This window comes from Spongiactinospora rosea (assembly GCF_003315795.1).
GTDB classification, from domain to species: Bacteria; Actinomycetota; Actinomycetes; order Streptosporangiales; family Streptosporangiaceae; genus Spongiactinospora; species Spongiactinospora rosea.
The window spans coordinates 30,491-46,024 of sequence record NZ_QMEY01000033.1 but is presented as its reverse complement, the minus strand read 5'-3'; the positions used below and the strand labels follow the sequence as shown (position 1 = coordinate 46,024).

Here is a 15,534-nt window from a genome sequence, read left to right as displayed (position 1 = left end):
ACCTGAGCCCCGCTACTTGAGCGCCCCGGCGGTCAGCCCGGCCTGGATCTGCCGCTGGAAGACGGTGTAGACCACCAGCATCGGCAGGATGGCCATGCTGAGCGCGGCGAACAGCGCCGACCAGTCGGCGTCGTAGCCCGCCGCCGTGGAGATGTCGGCGATGCCCTGGGTGAGCACCCATTTGTCCTTGGCCCCGGCCAGCAGCACCAGCGGAATCTGGTACTGGTTCCACTGCCCGAGGATGTTGAACACCGTGATGCTCACGATCCCCGGCCTGGCCATCGGCAGCATGATCTGGAAGAACACCCGGGTGTGCGAGGCGCCGTCCACGAAGGCCGCCTCCGCCACCGCCGTGGGCAGCGTGCGGAAGAACGCGGCCAGGAAGAACACCGTGAACGGCAGTGAGTAGGCGATGTAGACCAGCACCAGACCGGCGTGGCTGTTGAGCCCGATGAACGGGCCGATCACCGGCACCCTGCCCATGTTCTGCACCACGAAGAACAGCGGCGTGAGCGCCAGGTACACCGGGAAGGCCAGGCCGGACACGAACAGCAGGTACAGCGCCTTGCTCCCGCGGAACTCATACCGCGAAAGCACGTACGCGGCCATCGCCCCGAGCAGCATGGTGCCGGACACGCCGAAGAAGACGACCACGATGCTGTTCAGCATGTACTGGCCGATGTGCGCCTGTTCCCAGGCCCGCGCCCAGTTGTCCAGGCGCAGCGCGGCGGGCAGCGACCAGGCGTCACCGAAGATCTCGTCCTCGCTCTTGACCGAGGCCAGGAACGTCCAGATGATCGGTACCGCGACGAGGATCGTCCACAGCGCCAGCGCCACGTGCGAGAGCATGGCCATCGGCCCGAGCCGCGCCTTGCGCTCTTTCCTGGCCTCGGACCGTGAGAACGGCAGACTCTGAGAAGCCACTGGAGATCCCCTAGAACTCGATCCGCTCGCGCCGCGACAGCCGCAAGGACAGCGCCGCGAAACCAACGGTGAAGAAGAACAGCACCACGCCCATGGCCGAGGCGTAGCCGAACCTGAAGTACTGGAACGCGTTGCGGTAGATCTCCGCGGCCATGACGGTGGTGGAGGAGTCGGGGCCGCCGTGCTCGGCGGTCATCACCCACACCACGGCGAAGACGTCCAGCGCGGCGATGCCGAGGTACACCCAGCCGACCTGGATGGTGTCCCACAGCAGCGGCAGCGTCACGCGGAAGAACAGCGCGAGGCGGCCCGCGCCGTCGATGGCCGCCGCCTCGAACATGTCCTTCGGCACCGAGGCCATGCCCGCGGAGAACAGCACCACATAGAACCCGACGGCCTGCCACACCAGCACGCCGAGCACGGACCAGAACGCGACGTCCGGGTTCGACAGGAACCCGATGGGCTCCAGCCCGGCCGCGATCAGCGGCGCGTTCAGCATGCCGCTGCGGTCCGGGCGGAACACCTGCTGGAACAGCACCGCCACGATGGCGACCGCCAGGACCTGGGGGAAGAAGAACACCACCCGGTAGAACTTCGACCCCCAGATCCCGGTCACGCCCGACTTCCCGCCGACGTTCAGCAGGAAGGCGAAGAACAGCGCGATCCCGAGTGTCAGCACCGGCATGAGGATCAGCAGGAGCAGGTTGTGCCAGACGGCCTTCCAGAAGACGGAGTCCTCGAACAGGCGCCGGAAATTCTCCAGCCCGATGAACTCCGGGCTGGCGTTGACCCCTCTCCAGTTGGTCAGCGCGATATAGAACGCCTGCGCATAGGGCGCGATCACGTAGATCACGTAGAGGAGCACCGGCGCCGCGAGGAATCCGACGACGAATCCCGTCCTGCGATATCTCATTGGTCGCTCACATCGGTTGGGGCGCGCTCAGTCGCGCTTGTACTTCGTGACGGAGGAGTCGGCCTTGATGCCGGCGGCCTTCTTCTGGATGCGCTCGGCCCACTTGTCCACGGTCAGCCGGCCGTTCATCAGCTGGCCGGTGGCCGCGGCCACCTCGTCGTGCATGGGCAGGTACCACTGGCGCATACGGAAGAACGTGGTGTTGTCCCCCGCCGCGTCCAGCATGGCGATGGCCGACTTCAGGCCGGGGCTGAGCGGCACGCCCTCGGCCGCGCCCTTGACGATGGACGGCGTGCTGACGGCCTGCACGAACTTGGCCGCCGCCTGCTTGGACAGCATGGCCCGCAGGACCTCCACGCCGCCCAGCGGGTTGGGCGACTTGGCCCCGACCATGAAGTCCTCGCCGGGCCGCGCGTGGACCGTCCCGTACGGCAGCGCGTCTGAGGAGGTGAAGTCGGGCAGCGGGAAGACCCCGTACTCGAAGTCCGCGGGCGCGGTGCCCTTCTGCTCGTTCTCCAGCCACACCCCGCACGGCAGGATGGCGACCTTGCCCTTGTTCTGGGCGGTCTGGGTCTGGACGTGGTCCAGGCCCGCCGTACCGGGCAGCAGGTACTTCGCGCCGATCTCCTGGAACGCGGCGGCGGCCTGCTTGACCGGCTCGGCCGACCAGGCGCCGTCCTCCAGGTTGTCGATGTTCTTCAGCACGTCCTTGCCGCCGATCTTGGCGGCGAGGGTGAGGATGGTCTCGTAGATGTAGAAGGGGTGCTTGCCCGCGTAGGTGAACGGGGCCATCTTCCCGGACTTCTTGATGGTCTCCAGGAGCCCGGTGAACTCCTCCCAGGTCTTGGGCGCGGTCGGCCAGCCCTCCTCCCTGAACAGCTTCTGGGAGTACCACATCCCCCAGACGCCGTTCGTGTAGGCCATGACCTGGAACTTGCCCTCGAACGTGCCCCACTCGATCACGTTCGGCGAGATCGTGTCGCGCACCTTGACGTTGGGGTCGTCCCAGCTCGGCGCGTCCAGCAGGGTCTGCAGGTCGTAGAGCTGGCCGTCCTGCACCAGCGCGCCGACGTCCATCGCGTTGGCGCCGGAGTTGTGGATGACCTCGGGCGGGCTGCCGCCCGCGAGCCGCGGCTGGAGGGTCTTGGCGATCTCCTTGGTCGCGGTCTCCTTGATCTCGACCTTGGGGTGCTTGGTGCGGAACAGCGGCTTGTGGATGTCGGTGAAGTAGGTGTCGCCGAAGCCGCCGTCGAAGATGATGACCTCGACGGGCTTGTCCTCGGGGATGCCCAGCGGGTTGTTCGCGCTCTTGGCGCCCGCGGTGGGGGCCTGGGCCGGGCCCGAGTTACCCGCCGGGGTGGCGCAGGAGGCCAGTGCGCCGGCGGCGGGCAGCAGCATGCCCGCGAGGGCGGCGTTCCTCAGCAGCTCGCGCCGGGTGAAGGGGGTTGGTGCCATGGTGGGGTCCCTCCTGTGGTGATGTGACCTGGTGGTTCAGGCGCCCCGGCGGATCCGCCCGGCGTAGCGGGCCTCCAGCGCGCGGTTGTGCTCGTCGCCGCCGGCCACGTTGACCGACCGGTACATGGGCGGGGTCTCCCCCGCCTCCAGCAGTTCCCTGACGACCTCGGCGACCACCATCTGCGCGAGCAGCGCCGAGGTGATCGTGGACACCGCGCCGGTGGAGGCGCCGCCGGGCAGCGGCATGACCGCGTCGCCGTACGGCGCGCCGTTGTCGAGCACCACGTCGGCGAGGTCGAGCAGCTTGTGCCCGGAGGGGTGACGCGAGGTCATCTCCGTGCTGTGCCGCACGGAGGTGATCGCGATCAGCCCGTGGCCGTTGCGTTTGACGATCTCGGCCAGTTCCACGATCGAGCCGTTCACCCCGGAGCTGGAGATCAGCACGAACACGTCCTCCGGCCGCACCGGCGCCAGGTCGTAGATCCGCTGCGCGATGGTGGGGTCGCGTTCCAGCTCACGGGCGTTGGCGGCGGTGAGCATGCTCACCGGTTCGCCGCCGTAGACGACGACGTCGCGCAGCGCGAGCCGGTTGGTCGGGACGAGCCCGCCCGCCCGGCCGGCGATCTCCATGGCGATGGCCTCGGAGTGGCCGGAGCCGAAGGCGTTGACCACGCCTCCGGCGCGCAGCGCGGCGGTCACGAGGGCGGCGGCCCGGCGTACCGGCTCGGCCTGGGCCCGTGCGACCTCGCTCACCAGCTTCTCGATCTGCTCGACGTAGGCGGCGGCGCCGATGTCCACGATCTACTCAACCCCTTTCGACACGGTGGCTCTCGACCGCGTTGATGGTCAGCTCGTAGGCGTCCCTGGACCGCTCGTAGGTGCGCTGGGCGACCGCCACGTAGACCGCGTCGAGCACGAAGAGCTGGGAGTGGACGGCGGCCAGCCCGCCCGGGCGGAAGGTCTTGATGTCCCGGCCCGCTGTGGTGAGCACCAGGTCCGACAGCTCGGCGAGCGGCGACCTGGCGAACGACGTCACCGCGACCAGCGTCGCGCCGTGCGCGCCCGCCTCGGCCAGCGCCTCCAGCACCTCCCGGGTGCGGCCCCGGTGCGAGATGCCGATGGCGACGTCCTGGGCGGCGAGCAGTGAGGCGTCGGCCAGCGCCTCGTGCGCGTCGGTGTGGCTCCAGCAGGGGATGCTGATCCGGCGCAGCCGCGCCTCCAGCATGCCCGCGACCGCCCCGCTGATGGACACCCCGAACAGCAGCACCCGGCGGGCGGACACGATGGCCTCGGCCACCTTGGCCACCATGTCGGTGTCGAGCTGGGCGGCGGTCTCCTGGATCAGCCGCGAGTCGGACGCGGCCATCGTCTCGATCGCGGTGTCCAGCGGGTCGGTGGGCCCGATGTCCCGGCCCACGCCCCGGCCCCAGTTGGCCTGGGCCGCCCTGCCGGTCTCGGTGGCCAGGCTGACCCGCAGCTCGGCGTATCCGGCGAAGCCGAACACCCTGCAGAACCTGGTCACGGTCGCGGGAGAGCTGCCGCTCCGCTCGGCGAGCGTGATGATCGTCGAGCGTGCCGCCTCCCCCGGATCCGCGAGGATCAGCTCCCCGACGCGCCGCAGCGCCTCGGGCAGACCGGGCAGCTCGGCCTGGATGCGTCCGAGCACCCCTCCGGCCACAAGCATTCCTTTCACGATTGGGACGATTGGATGAAAATTATTCTTGCGTTCGCCAGGAGTCAAGTCCCAGGATGTGGTCATGTCTGAGGAACGCGCTCTAGACGGTGTGGTGCTGGGCCTGGACGTGGGCGGCTCCAACACCCGGGCGGTGGCCGCCGCGCTCGACGGCTCCCGGCTCGCCCGCGGGGTCGCGGGCCCCGGCAACCCCAGCGCGCACGGGGTCTCCGTGGCCTGCGCCGCCATGGCCGCGGCGGCGGGCGAGGCGCTGGACGCCTACGCGCGGGAGTACGGCCGGCCGCGGGTGCTCGGCGGGGTGGCCGGGATCGCCGGGGGCGGCCCGCTGTACCACGGCGAGGGACGCGCGGCCTTCACCGGCATCTGGGAGGCCCTGGGGGCCGCCGGGCCGGTGACCGCGATCGACGACGTACTGGTGGCCTTCGCCGCGGGCACCCCGGAGCCGGACGGCCACGTACTGCTGGCCGGTACCGGCGCGATCGCGGCGGCGGTGGCCGGGCGGGACCTGGGGGCCGTCGCCGACGGCCTCGGCTGGCTGTTCGGCGACCTCGGCTCGGGCCACTGGATCGGCCACCAGGCCGCCAGGCGCGTGGTGCACGCCATGGCCGCGGGCGATCCACCGGGGCCGCTGACCGGCATGGTCGTCCGCGCGATCCTCGGTACCGAGCCCGCGGGCACCGGCAGAGGCGCGGCCGGACCGGTGATCGCCGCCGCCCAGGCCCGCCCGCCGATCGAGCTGGCCAGGCTGGCCCCGCTGGTGAGCCGGGCGGCCGAGGCGGGCGACGAGATGGCGCTGGAGATCGTGGCGGAGGCGGCGCGGCTGCTCACCGGCACGGTGGCGAGCGTGCGCCCGCCCGGCGCGCGCACCCCCATCGTCCTGGCGGGAAGTGTGCTGACCAGCCATGGTCCGGTACGGCGGGCCGTGCACGCCCTGCTACGCGAACGCTGGGACGCCCCGGTCACGGTCGCCGCCGACGGCGCGGGCGCGGCGGCCTGGCTGGCCGCGCTGGACATCCTGGGCGAACGCGACGCGCCCGCGCACGACGTCTTCACCGGCGGCACAGGGGTTGGTTAGCGCTACTATCTAACAATGCGGATCTCCGAACTGAGCGCGCGGTCGCAGGTGCCCATCCCGACGATCAAGTACTACCTGCGCGAGGGCCTGCTCCCGCAGGGCGAGCAGACGTCCGCCACCCGGGCCGTCTACGACGAGGACCACCTGCGCAGGCTCCGGCTGATCCGGGCGCTGATCGAGGTGGGGCGGCTGCCGGTGGCCGCCATCCGCAAGGTGGTCGCCGCCGTGCAGGACGAGGACCTGCCGGTGCACCACATGCTCGGCACCGCGCACTACGCGCTCGCCCCGGACGTCGAGCCCGACGCCGACGAGACCGCCTGGCGGGAGGCCCGCGACCGGGCCCGTACGCTGACCGGCGACCTCGGCTGGTCGATCAACCCGGACGCGCCCGCCCTGGACGAGCTGGCCCAGAGCCTGCTGACGCTGGACCGGCTCGGCATGGCCACAGACCCGGAGGCGGTGCTGCCCTATGCGCGGGCCGCGCACGCGCTGGCCGAGCACGAGCTGGCCGGGGTGCCGTTCGAGGGGCCGCGGGACGCCGCCGTCGAGCATCTGGTGATCGGCACGGTGCTGTACGGGCGGCTCTTCGACGTACTGCGCCGGCTGGCCCAGGAGTCGGAGTCGAGCAGACTGCTCGGCCCTTCCCGCGCCGCCGACGGTCACTCTGTGTGACCGGATCGGGCCTCACGAGGCGTCCCGCCGCTCGACCTGTACCTCGCCCGCGTCCACCATGAACCACGTGGTGGTGCCGACGCCGTCGCGCTGGTGACCCCAGGTCGCCGCCAGCGCGTCGACCAGCCGCAGGCCACGGCCGTGCAGGTCGAACTCGTCGTCGGGCGCCCGCGGGGTCGGGCGCGTCGGCCCGCCCTCGTCGGCGACCTGGACCAGGATGCCCCCACCGGGGAACTCCATCACGCTGACGGTCACCTTGCCGCCGTCGCCCGAGGCGGTGTGGACGACCGCGTTGGTGACCAATTCGCTGGTCAGCAGGGTCACGTCGGCGATCGCGTCGAGCGCGTGCAGGGTGGGATCGAGGATCGTGCGCAGGTAGCTCCGCGCATGCGCGGGGGCGGCGGCCGTACCCGGGATGTCTAGTGATCCCAGCAACCTTGCCCTGGACATGGCCTCCCCCTCGGACTCGTCGAAACCCGCCCCCGTACAGGTTCCGTAGTCGTATGGTTACACCTTGTCGCGGCAGCTCGGGTGCCGCAAGGGAAATCGGAACATTATGCGGAGAAGCAATGGCCTACGTACCCACGGTTCGTGGCAGGCGTCTCGCGCATGAGATCCGGCGCATCCGGGAGGCGGCCGGGCTCAGCGGCGAACAGGCGGCACGCCTGGCAGGCTGGGACCAGTCCAAGATCAGCCGGATGGAGAACGCGCGCATGCGCATCACCTCGGGCGAGGTGATGGAACTGTGCGAGATCTACACCGTCACCGCCGAAGAGCGCACCGAACTGGTACGGCTCGCGCGTGAGGCTCGCAGGCAGGGGTGGTGGCACCCCTACCGCGCAGTGCTCAAAACGGGGTTCACCCAGTTCCTCGGCTTCGAGGCGGAGGCGGCGACCTATCGTGGCTACGACGCGCAAGTGATCCCCGGCCTGTTCCAGACCGGGGACTACGCGCGCGCCGTGCTGCTCGGATCGCGGCAGGTGAGTTCGGAGGAGGCGGACCGGGCCGTGCGCGTACGGCTCGGGCGGCAGGCACGGCTGACCGCCGGCACCAGTCCGCTGAACGTCTGGCAGATCGTCGAGGAGGCGGCGCTGCGCCGTGTCGTCGGCGGCCCGGCCATCATGCGCGCCCAGCTTCGGCGGCTGCTTGAGCTGGGCGAACTGGCCAACGTGTCGCTTCAGGTGCTCCCGTTCAGCGCGGGGGTGCACGCGGCGATCGACGGCTCGTTCGTACTGCTGACGTTCGACGGATACCCGGACGTGCTCTATCTGGAGCATCTCATGGGATGCGTGTACCTGGAGGAACCCGAGGAGACGCGGCGCGCCACGCTGGTGTTCGACCACCTGCGGGCGTCCGCGTTGAACACGGGCGACTCGGCGAATCTGATCCGCGATATGACAGACAGTCTCGTCTAACCGTTTGGGAAAGGGCACACGTGAACGAGTTCGCGAGAGAAGGCTGGGTCAAGAGCTCCTACAGCGGTGGCGGAAACTGCGTGGAGGTTTCCGTCGCGAGCGGCGCCGTCGGCGTCCGCGACTCCAAGCGCCCCGGTGGCGGTGAGCTGCGGTTCACCCCCGCGGAGTGGGGGGCGTTCGTCGCGGGCGTCAAGAGCGGGGAGTACGACCTGGGCCGATGATCGGCCGGTCCCCTCTCATCACTCGCACCACTTAGATCACACATATCACTTCCATCTTCACTGATATCGCCGCCGCTCGCGTATTCGCGGGCGGCGGCGATCATGTTGTAGGGCCGTTCAGATGGCCGCCGGGCGCCGATTAGGTGTGGCGACAAATAGCTAAATATCGGCTTCCGTGACAACCGACCCCCGGGGTGAGACCGTCAAATTTGTGGCGCAGTACTCGATAGGGGGGCGGATGGTATCCGGGTATGAGGAAGTACGCCAGTTGGGCAGTGGCGCGGCCGGGCGGGTCGTGCTGGCGACGTACACGGCGACCGGAGCCTACGTCGCGATCAGGTTCCTGCGTCCGCTGCTGTGGGCGGACCCCGCGTTCCTGGCCCGCTTCCGTGCGGAGGCGCGCCACCTGGTCGGGCTGGACGACCCGCATGTGGTGCGGATGCACGAGTACGTCGAGACGCGGACGAGCGCGGCCCTGGTGACGGAGCTGGTCGACGGGGTCTCGCTGCGCGCGATCCTGGACGAGCACCGCACGATGAGTCCGGAGGCCGCGCTCTTCCTGGTCAACGGGTGCCTCGCGGGTCTGGCCACGGCCCACGACCTGGGGATCGCGCACCGCTCGTTCAAGCCGGAGAACGTCCTGGTCCAGGCGGACGGGACGGTCAAGATCGCGGACTTCGGGCTGACGCCGCCCGGGAGCGCTCCGCCGTACCCCCTGCCGGACGGCCTGGCGGCCGGGGAGGCCGCCGCGGACCTGCACGCCGTCACCTGCGCGCTGGTGGAGTGCCTGACCGGCGGCCCGCCGCAGGAGGAGACCCTGCGCAAGGTCCCGGGCTCGGTACGGGACGCGGTCGCGGCCGGGCTGTCGGGCGACCCGGAACCGCGCCCGGCGAACGCCCGCGCGCACGCCACGGCGCTGGACGCCGCCGCACGCGCCGCCTACGGCCCCGAGTGGGACAAGCGGGGGCGGCGTCACCTGGCCGAACTGGCGACGACACTGGCCCTGCGCTTCCCCCTGGCGGGCCCCCTCCCCCGCGCCCGCACGGCCACCGACCGGCGACGACCTTCCCGCGTCACCCTGCTCCTCGGCAGGCTCACAGGGCCGCACCCCCGCGATGGTGAGCGCCCCACGATCGGCGACCGGAGCGAGCCGCATCCCCGCGACGGCGGGCCGAAGCACGGCTCCCGCGCCGCCGAACGGCGGCGGCCATCGCGGATCGCGCTGCTCCTCGGCCGGATCACCGGGTCCGGGGGGCGGCGGCGTACGCGGCGGGCCTCGCAGGCTCTCGGAGCGCGGCCGCGGCTCGCCGTGGCCGCCGGGATGGCCGCCGCCGCGGTCACCGTGATCCTGCTGGCCGCCGACGGCACCCCCGACACCTTCCTGGCCACGCCGCCGCGCGAGCCGCGCGGCCAGTCCCCCGAGCGTCCCCCCGGTGAGGAGCGGGACGCCAGGGCCACGCCCACCGCCACCACCACCGGGCAGGGCGAGCGGAGCCCGCGGGCCGTATGGACGGCCGCCCCCACCGAACCGCGTCCGGTGAGCGCCAGCGGCACTCCGGCGCCCGCGCACACGGTCAAGGGGTTACGCATCGCCGCCTTCGACGGCGGCCGGGGGACGCTGAGCCTTTCCGCGTCCACCCGGGGCAGCGTGACCGTGGCCGCGCTGTTCGCCGAAGGCCCCGCGCCCGACCGGCTGACCACCGCCCCGCCGCGTACGTTCACCCTCGCCGGGGCGAGCGCCTACACCCGGGTCCTCACCCATCCGTTCGCCCGCCCGGCGTGCGACACGACGGTCTACCGGCGGCTGACCGTGACGGCCGTGCCGGGCGGGGGCACCGCGTCCCGGACGGCCGTCGTACGAGGGGACGCGTGCCCGCCGCCCGCCGTGCGGGAGGCGCAGGTGGTCGCCTGGGACGGTTCGGCGGGCAGTCTCCGCGTCACGACCGGCGGTCCCGGCCCGGTACGCCTGACCGTGGCCTACACCCGCCGCGACGGCGAAGGCGCGGCCCGCACCCTGCGCACGGACCGCCGGATCCTGCGCGGGCGCACCGAGTACACCGTGGAGATCAAGAACCCGCTCGGCGACGTACCCTGCGGCGAACGGGCCCACCTGGGCGTCCTGGTGTCCACCGACCGCGCGGCCAAGGGCGGCCCCGAGGTCAGAGAGGCCCTGCTCACCGGGCCGCCGTGCGCGGAGGAGCCCACGCCCACCGATCAGCGCCCGGTGGACGAACCGCCCGGCGATGATGAGAGTTCCGCCGAAGCCGTCGCACCGCCCGCCGGTCGGGGTTAGCGTCGAAGCGCCGAAAGCTGCCGTCCATACGCGTACGGAGGCCCTGATGGCGGTCGTTGAGTCTGTCCCGTTCCGGGCGGGTACCGAGGGTTATCACACCTATCGCATTCCGGCGATCGTCGCGACGGGCGCGGGCACGCTGCTCGCGTTCGCCGAGGGCCGGCGCGACTCGGCCGGCGACACCGGCCGGATCGACCTTGTGCTCAGACGGTCCGCCGACGGCGGGCGTACATGGGGCGCGTTGCAGGTGGTCGCCGCCCGCGACGGCGGCGGCACGGTGGGCAACCCCGCGCCGGTGGTCACCTCGGGCGGCCCGATCGTGCTCGTCTCCGTCCAGAACGCGGCCTCGGCCACCGAACAGAAGATCCGCAGGGGCCAGGTCAAGGCCGAGGAGGGCCGCCGGGTCTACGTCCAGCGCAGCGAGGACGACGGCGCGACCTGGACGCCGCCCCGGGAGATCACCGCGAGCGTCAAGCGGCGGGAGTGGCGCTGGTACGCGACCACGCCGGGCCACGCGCTGGAACTCCGGGCCGGGACGCACGCCGGGCGGATCGTGGTCCCCGGCAACCACTCCGTGCCGCCCGCGAAGGGCGACACCGGTGCCGAGGGCAAGTACGACGGCGGCCACGGCCTGCTCAGCGACGACAGCGGCGAGACCTGGACGCTCGGCTACCTGGACGACGACCCGGACGGCCGCATCAACGTCAACGAGACCACCGCGGCCGAACTCCCCGGCGGCCGGATCTACCTGAACACCCGTACCGACTCGACCGCCCCCGGCACCCGCGCCGACGCCTACTCCGCCGACGGCGGGCAGACCCTCGAAGCGCCCTTCCAGGCGCAGGAGGGGCTGGTCGGCCCCGTGGTGGAGGGCAGCGTGCTGCAGTGGCCCGATCCCGAGGTGCTGCTGTTCTCCGGCCCGGCCGACCCCGATTCGCGGGCGCGGATGACGATCCGCGCGAGTGAGGACGCGGGCCGTACGTGGCGGGACGCCCTCACGCTCTCCAGCCTGCCCGCGGCCTATTCCGATCTTGTGGCGGTGGACGGGGAGACGGTCGGATTGCTGTACGAGACCGGCGAATCCGGTCCCTACGCCACGATCACCTTCGCGGCGATCCCGATAGCGGACATGATCCACTAAGTCACCTCAAAGGTTGATTTACATCACATATCCCTCAAGTTTGGGCAAAGGGGAACGCTGCTCGACCTGCGGCTACGCGCGCCGCGGGGATCGACCGTCGCTTGACTCTCCCTTTGCGGTGGTTTGACCTCTCATTACTCGCAGGTAGTCTCCGTCGTCACGGAAGACCTTGACCTGTGGTGCCGCCACGCGCGTACCGATCGGTTCCCCCGCGATCGGCCCGCGCGAACGCGCCATCGATCGACCCCACCTCCGTACAGCCCGGTCGCGAAGGCGGCGCGACCATGCCCAAGGGCTGCCCGGCGGTCCCCCACACATAGATGAGCCCTGAGACCGAAAAGTTCATCAAGCTCCTTGAGAAACAGCTCGGTTACGCCGAGAAGAAGGGCGGCCACACCAAGTTCGGCGCCTGGTACAACTCCGTCGAATCCGACGCCGACTACAGCGCCCAGCCCTGGTGCGACATGTACCTCTCCTGGGCGGCCAAGAAGCTCGGGTACGAGGAGTGGATCGGGCAGTTCGCGTGGACCCCCTCGCACGCTCGCTGGTTCGAGAAGCAGGGCGCGTTCGGCACCAAGCCGGAGCCAGGCGCCCTCGTCTTCTACGACTGGAGCGGCGGGAAGAAGATCGGCGGGATCGACCACGTTGGTGTGGTCACCGGGGTCAAGGGCCGGAAGATCCTCACCATCGAGGGCAACATCGACGGCGGGATCGCCAAGCGCAAGAAGCGCGACCAGGACAAGGTCGTCGGGTACGGCTACCCGGAGAAGGTCAAGGAGGCCCTGGAGGCCCCCGTTATGCCGCCGGACTCCGTGCTCGGCCAGGCGGGCCAGGACGCGGCGATGCCGCAAGGGCCGCAAGGGCCGCAGGTGAACGTCGCGCCCGACATCGCGGCCCGGCTCATCTCGCCCCGGCCGTTCGAACCGTCGCGCGACAAGCCCGCGCCGCGAGTTCCGGCGCGGGAGTCCAGCGCCCCCAGCAAGCCCGCCACCGCCAAGGCGGCCCCCCGAAATCCGCTCCCGAAGGCCTCCCCACCCAGCGCTCCAGCCGACGACGACCGCGCCGCACCGGCCCGAAGTTCCGCGCCCGACCCCGCGCCGAGGACCAAGGCCCTTCCCGACACGGCCCCGCTCACCGGCTCGCCCCTCTCGGCCCCGAGCGCCCTCCAGTCCCCCCTCCCGGACCTGAGCAGCCCTGTACTCCTCGCCCCGGTCCTCCTCGCCGCCATCGGCCTTCTCGCCCACGCCCGCTCCCGCCGGCTCCGGGTACAGGCCGCCACCGGGCTCACCGTCCGCCCGGCCGAGAGCGCCGCCACGCCGCCGGCGAGCCCCGAGCCCGCCCTGGCGGCGGCACCTGCCCTGCGGCACGCCCCTTCCGCGGCGCGGCACGCCTCCGCCATGGGCGAGCCGGCGCGTACGGCGGGCGGGCGCGCCGGGCGTACGTCCCGGACCCGTGGCCGCCACGCCGCCCAGCCCGACCTGATCATCGCCCACGACGTCCAGGCCGTGGCGCCGGGAAGGCACGCGACCGGGAAGGCGCCGGCGGGAGAGGATCGACACACGCCGTACCGGGGGCGGCGACGCAGGGTCGTAGCGTCCGACGATCATGTGTCCCCGGCCGTGGCCGAGCAGGCGCCCCGGGGCCGCCGCCACCGTCCCGTACCGAGCCCGCGCTCCCCGCTCCCCGCCGACCGGCACCCAGAGTGGAACTGGTTCCACCCGGCCGCCACGGCACCCCCCAATCGCCCGCCCCGCCCCCTCCACGACCCCCCTCACGCCACCCGCCGAGGCCGCCACGCCCGCCCCTGACAACCCTGATCAAAAGCCCCAGCCAACGCCAACCACACGGCCCTCGCCAAAACCGCGCTCCGCGCGAACCAAGCTCGGACTGTGCCCCCTTGGGGGCTTCGCCCCCAAACCCCCGGCGAAGGGGCCTCCGGCCCCCTCGCGCTCCCCCGGCGTACCGCCCCGTTAATCGGGCTATTCCACCCGATCAGAACGACCGTTACCCCACGACACCTGATGAGTCGCAGAGAACATTTTCGCCGTACGCTTAAAATCGGAAGTCGGTGCCAACAGGGCATACGGCTGAACCGGCAGCGCTTCCGCCAAAAGGCGCACACCGACCACTCATCCCAAAACAGGAATATCCCCATATATTTACACTGCGTGTGGCCATAACGGGACTTCGCCGCTTCGCGCCTGCACCAAGCCAGGGAGTGCTCGGCCAATATACGGTTAGGCGCGGCAAGGTCGGTTGATCACAGATACATTAGGGACCCGTTACATTAGGTGGCGCCGGATGCCCAGAAACGATCAGCGGACGACCTCCCCAAAGGACCTGGACATGACCGAGCGGTCCCCGAATCCAGAGAAGTGGAATCACCGGCTACGCGAAGCCCGCATGCGCATGAAATCCACCCTATGGCCCGATTCAGAGCTTTCCCGGCAGGAGCTGGCAGATCTGGTCAACCGCTGGATCCACCAGAACATGCAGCAGACCAGCGCTCTGGACGCTGGATACATCGGCAAGCTGGAGCGTGGTGAGGTCCGATGGCCCAGTGTGGCCTATCGTGCCGGCCTGCGGGCGGTGCTGGGCGTGGACACTGATACCGAGCTCGGCTTCGCCCCTCGCGGACGTTCATCCTCGATTGTTACCGTGAACGACGTGAACCGCAAACAGTTTCTCACCGCCACCTTCGGGATGGGCGCCGTCGCTCTGTCCCCAGCCTCTCTCGCTGTATTATCAGAGCCCGCACGTACCACTCCGACACCATCCACTATCGGGCCAGCCGAAATCAACGAAATTCGGACGGTCGCCCAACTGTTCGGAGCACTGGATCATCGATGCGGAAGCAGTGGCCTCGCCCGTGACGCGCTGGCCGCCCAAGTGCGCTACTCCCTGATCCTGCTGAAGGCTCACTGCCCCCATGCGGATTTGCGTGCCGACTTGTTCTCTGCTGTGGCCTTTCTCGCCGGCACATCCGGATTCATGGCCTTCGACGCGTATGACAATCAGTCGGCGTCGCGGCTCTACCGTCTCGCGCTCGCATGTGCCGAAGATGCCGGGGACTGGAACCATCGGGCCATCATCCTGGCGCAACTGGGACGGCAGGCGTTCTGGTTGGAGGACCCGGACTCGACGCTCACCTACATCGAAATGGCCCAGGTTCGCGCCGACCGCCTGACACCCGGGATTCGTGCCATGTTGTCCGGTGTGCGTGCCCGCGCACTCGCCAGGCTCGGCCGGACGGAGGACGCGATCTCGGCGGTGGGACACGCCGACGAACAGTTCGGAAAGGTCACCACCGGCGATGCTCCTCCCGGCCTGTACTGGTTCACAGCCGCTCAACATTTGGCGGAGACCGGGCACGCGCTGGTCGATCTGGCCTCGCCCAAGTCCATCGTCGAAGGAGCTGGGCGGATCACGAGGGCCATTGACACTCATGGCGATGTCAGCCGCTCGCGTGTTCTGTCCCAGGCCCGGCTCGCCATGGTGCATTTGAGTACGGGCGATACCGCAGCCGCGTCCACCGTCGGCTCGGCCGCGGTGGAGGAGGCGGAATCGGTACGTTCGCACCGGGTCACCATACTTCTCGCGCTGCTCCGGCGATCGGTCGAGCAGCACCCCGCGCGAGCAGAGGTGGCGGAGCTCCACGAGCGGGTCACGATGGCCTTGCCGCCGGCCTGACACTCTGAGCCCACAGCTTCTACGGGCAGAGAGCACCCCCGC

Annotated in this window: 14 protein-coding genes; 8 read left to right on the top strand and 6 right to left on the bottom strand. The window is 70.6% G+C overall.

Going from position 1 to position 15,534, the window contains the following annotated elements; genetic code table 11:
• Positions 1–12: 12 nt before the first annotated feature.
• From DP939_RS40645 to DP939_RS40625, 5 genes are read right to left on the bottom strand one after another with little or no spacing between them, the layout of a single operon-like run.
• Complete coding sequence (locus DP939_RS40645; protein WP_199565740.1) at positions 13–924, bottom strand: carbohydrate ABC transporter permease; 912 nt, start codon at positions 922–924, stop codon at positions 13–15.
• 10 nt (positions 925–934) lie between these two features.
• Complete coding sequence (locus tag DP939_RS40640) at positions 935–1,837, bottom strand: carbohydrate ABC transporter permease (RefSeq protein WP_113986173.1); 903 nt, start codon at positions 1,835–1,837, stop codon at positions 935–937.
• Between the two features lie 27 nt (positions 1,838–1,864).
• Positions 1,865–3,292 (bottom strand): N-acetylglucosamine/diacetylchitobiose ABC transporter substrate-binding protein, encoded by a 1,428-nt coding sequence (gene ngcE / locus DP939_RS40635; protein ID WP_113986172.1) that lies wholly within the window; start codon positions 3,290–3,292, stop codon positions 1,865–1,867.
• Positions 3,293–3,328: 36 nt separating this feature from the next.
• Positions 3,329–4,090, bottom strand: a complete 762-nt coding sequence (locus tag DP939_RS40630) for a sugar isomerase domain-containing protein (protein WP_113986171.1) — start codon at positions 4,088–4,090, stop codon at positions 3,329–3,331.
• A gap of 7 nt (positions 4,091–4,097) precedes the next feature.
• Positions 4,098–4,976: a MurR/RpiR family transcriptional regulator gene (locus DP939_RS40625; RefSeq protein WP_113986170.1), complete on the bottom strand. Its 879-nt coding sequence runs from the start codon at positions 4,974–4,976 to the stop codon at positions 4,098–4,100.
• Positions 4,977–5,049: 73 nt separating this feature from the next.
• Here DP939_RS40625 and DP939_RS40620 point away from each other — a divergent pair, with 73 nt between their 5' ends.
• Together DP939_RS40620 and DP939_RS40615 are read left to right on the top strand one after the other, a co-directional pair.
• On the top strand, positions 5,050–6,060 hold the full coding sequence (locus DP939_RS40620; RefSeq protein WP_113986215.1) for an N-acetylglucosamine kinase: 1,011 nt from the start codon (positions 5,050–5,052) through the stop codon (positions 6,058–6,060).
• A gap of 15 nt (positions 6,061–6,075) precedes the next feature.
• Positions 6,076–6,732: a MerR family transcriptional regulator gene (locus DP939_RS40615; protein WP_113986169.1), complete on the top strand. Its 657-nt coding sequence runs from the start codon at positions 6,076–6,078 to the stop codon at positions 6,730–6,732.
• Positions 6,733–6,744: 12 nt separating this feature from the next.
• On the opposite strand, the gene DP939_RS40610 is transcribed toward DP939_RS40615, so the two are convergent.
• A complete protein-coding gene (locus DP939_RS40610) occupies positions 6,745–7,182 on the bottom strand; it encodes an ATP-binding protein (protein WP_113986168.1) in 438 nt (145 codons plus the stop codon).
• Between the two features lie 119 nt (positions 7,183–7,301).
• Here DP939_RS40610 and DP939_RS48320 point away from each other — a divergent pair, with 119 nt between their 5' ends.
• The 6 genes from DP939_RS48320 to DP939_RS45720 all read left to right on the top strand — a co-directional run bounded on the left by DP939_RS48320 (position 7,302) and on the right by DP939_RS45720 (position 15,492).
• Entirely contained in the window at positions 7,302–8,147 is an 846-nt protein-coding gene (locus DP939_RS48320; protein WP_158578957.1) for a helix-turn-helix domain-containing protein, read from the top strand.
• 20 nt (positions 8,148–8,167) lie between these two features.
• Positions 8,168–8,368: a DUF397 domain-containing protein gene (locus tag DP939_RS48315; RefSeq protein ID WP_225878804.1), complete on the top strand. Its 201-nt coding sequence runs from the start codon at positions 8,168–8,170 to the stop codon at positions 8,366–8,368.
• A 238-nt stretch (positions 8,369–8,606) separates the two neighbouring features.
• The gene (locus DP939_RS40595; RefSeq protein ID WP_113986165.1) at positions 8,607–10,661 is read left to right on the top strand and encodes a protein kinase domain-containing protein; all 2,055 of its coding nucleotides are present in this window, start codon (positions 8,607–8,609) and stop codon (positions 10,659–10,661) included.
• 46 nt (positions 10,662–10,707) lie between these two features.
• Positions 10,708–11,802, top strand: a complete 1,095-nt coding sequence (locus DP939_RS40590) for a sialidase family protein (RefSeq protein WP_113986164.1) — start codon at positions 10,708–10,710, stop codon at positions 11,800–11,802.
• A gap of 320 nt (positions 11,803–12,122) precedes the next feature.
• Positions 12,123–13,610 (top strand): CHAP domain-containing protein, encoded by a 1,488-nt coding sequence (locus DP939_RS40585; protein ID WP_113986163.1) that lies wholly within the window; start codon positions 12,123–12,125, stop codon positions 13,608–13,610.
• A 538-nt stretch (positions 13,611–14,148) separates the two neighbouring features.
• Positions 14,149–15,492 carry a helix-turn-helix domain-containing protein gene (locus DP939_RS45720; protein ID WP_147268335.1) on the top strand — a complete coding sequence of 448 codons (1,344 nt, stop codon included), beginning with the start codon at positions 14,149–14,151 and terminating at the stop codon, positions 15,490–15,492.
• The last annotated feature ends 42 nt before the right edge of the window (positions 15,493–15,534 follow it).

Excerpts from the sequence above, each read along its gene's own strand:
- DP939_RS40640 (WP_113986173.1), bottom strand. The coding sequence starts at position 1,837 with ATGAGATATCGCAGGACGGGATTCGTCGTCGGATTCCTCGCGGCGCCG.
- ngcE (WP_113986172.1), bottom strand. The coding sequence starts at position 3,292 with ATGGCACCAACCCCCTTCACCCGGCGCGAGCTGCTGAGGAACGCCGCC.
- DP939_RS40625 (WP_113986170.1), bottom strand. The coding sequence starts at position 4,976 with ATGCTTGTGGCCGGAGGGGTGCTCGGACGCATCCAGGCCGAGCTGCCC.
- DP939_RS40620 (WP_113986215.1), top strand. The coding sequence starts at position 5,050 with ATGTCTGAGGAACGCGCTCTAGACGGTGTGGTGCTGGGCCTGGACGTG.
- DP939_RS40615 (WP_113986169.1), top strand. The coding sequence starts at position 6,076 with ATGCGGATCTCCGAACTGAGCGCGCGGTCGCAGGTGCCCATCCCGACG.
- DP939_RS40610 (WP_113986168.1), bottom strand. The coding sequence starts at position 7,182 with ATGTCCAGGGCAAGGTTGCTGGGATCACTAGACATCCCGGGTACGGCC.
- DP939_RS48320 (WP_158578957.1), top strand. The coding sequence starts at position 7,302 with ATGGCCTACGTACCCACGGTTCGTGGCAGGCGTCTCGCGCATGAGATC.
- DP939_RS40595 (WP_113986165.1), top strand. The coding sequence starts at position 8,607 with ATGGTATCCGGGTATGAGGAAGTACGCCAGTTGGGCAGTGGCGCGGCC.
- DP939_RS40590 (WP_113986164.1), top strand. The coding sequence starts at position 10,708 with ATGGCGGTCGTTGAGTCTGTCCCGTTCCGGGCGGGTACCGAGGGTTAT.
- DP939_RS40585 (WP_113986163.1), top strand. The coding sequence starts at position 12,123 with ATGAGCCCTGAGACCGAAAAGTTCATCAAGCTCCTTGAGAAACAGCTC.
- DP939_RS45720 (WP_147268335.1), top strand. The coding sequence starts at position 14,149 with ATGACCGAGCGGTCCCCGAATCCAGAGAAGTGGAATCACCGGCTACGC.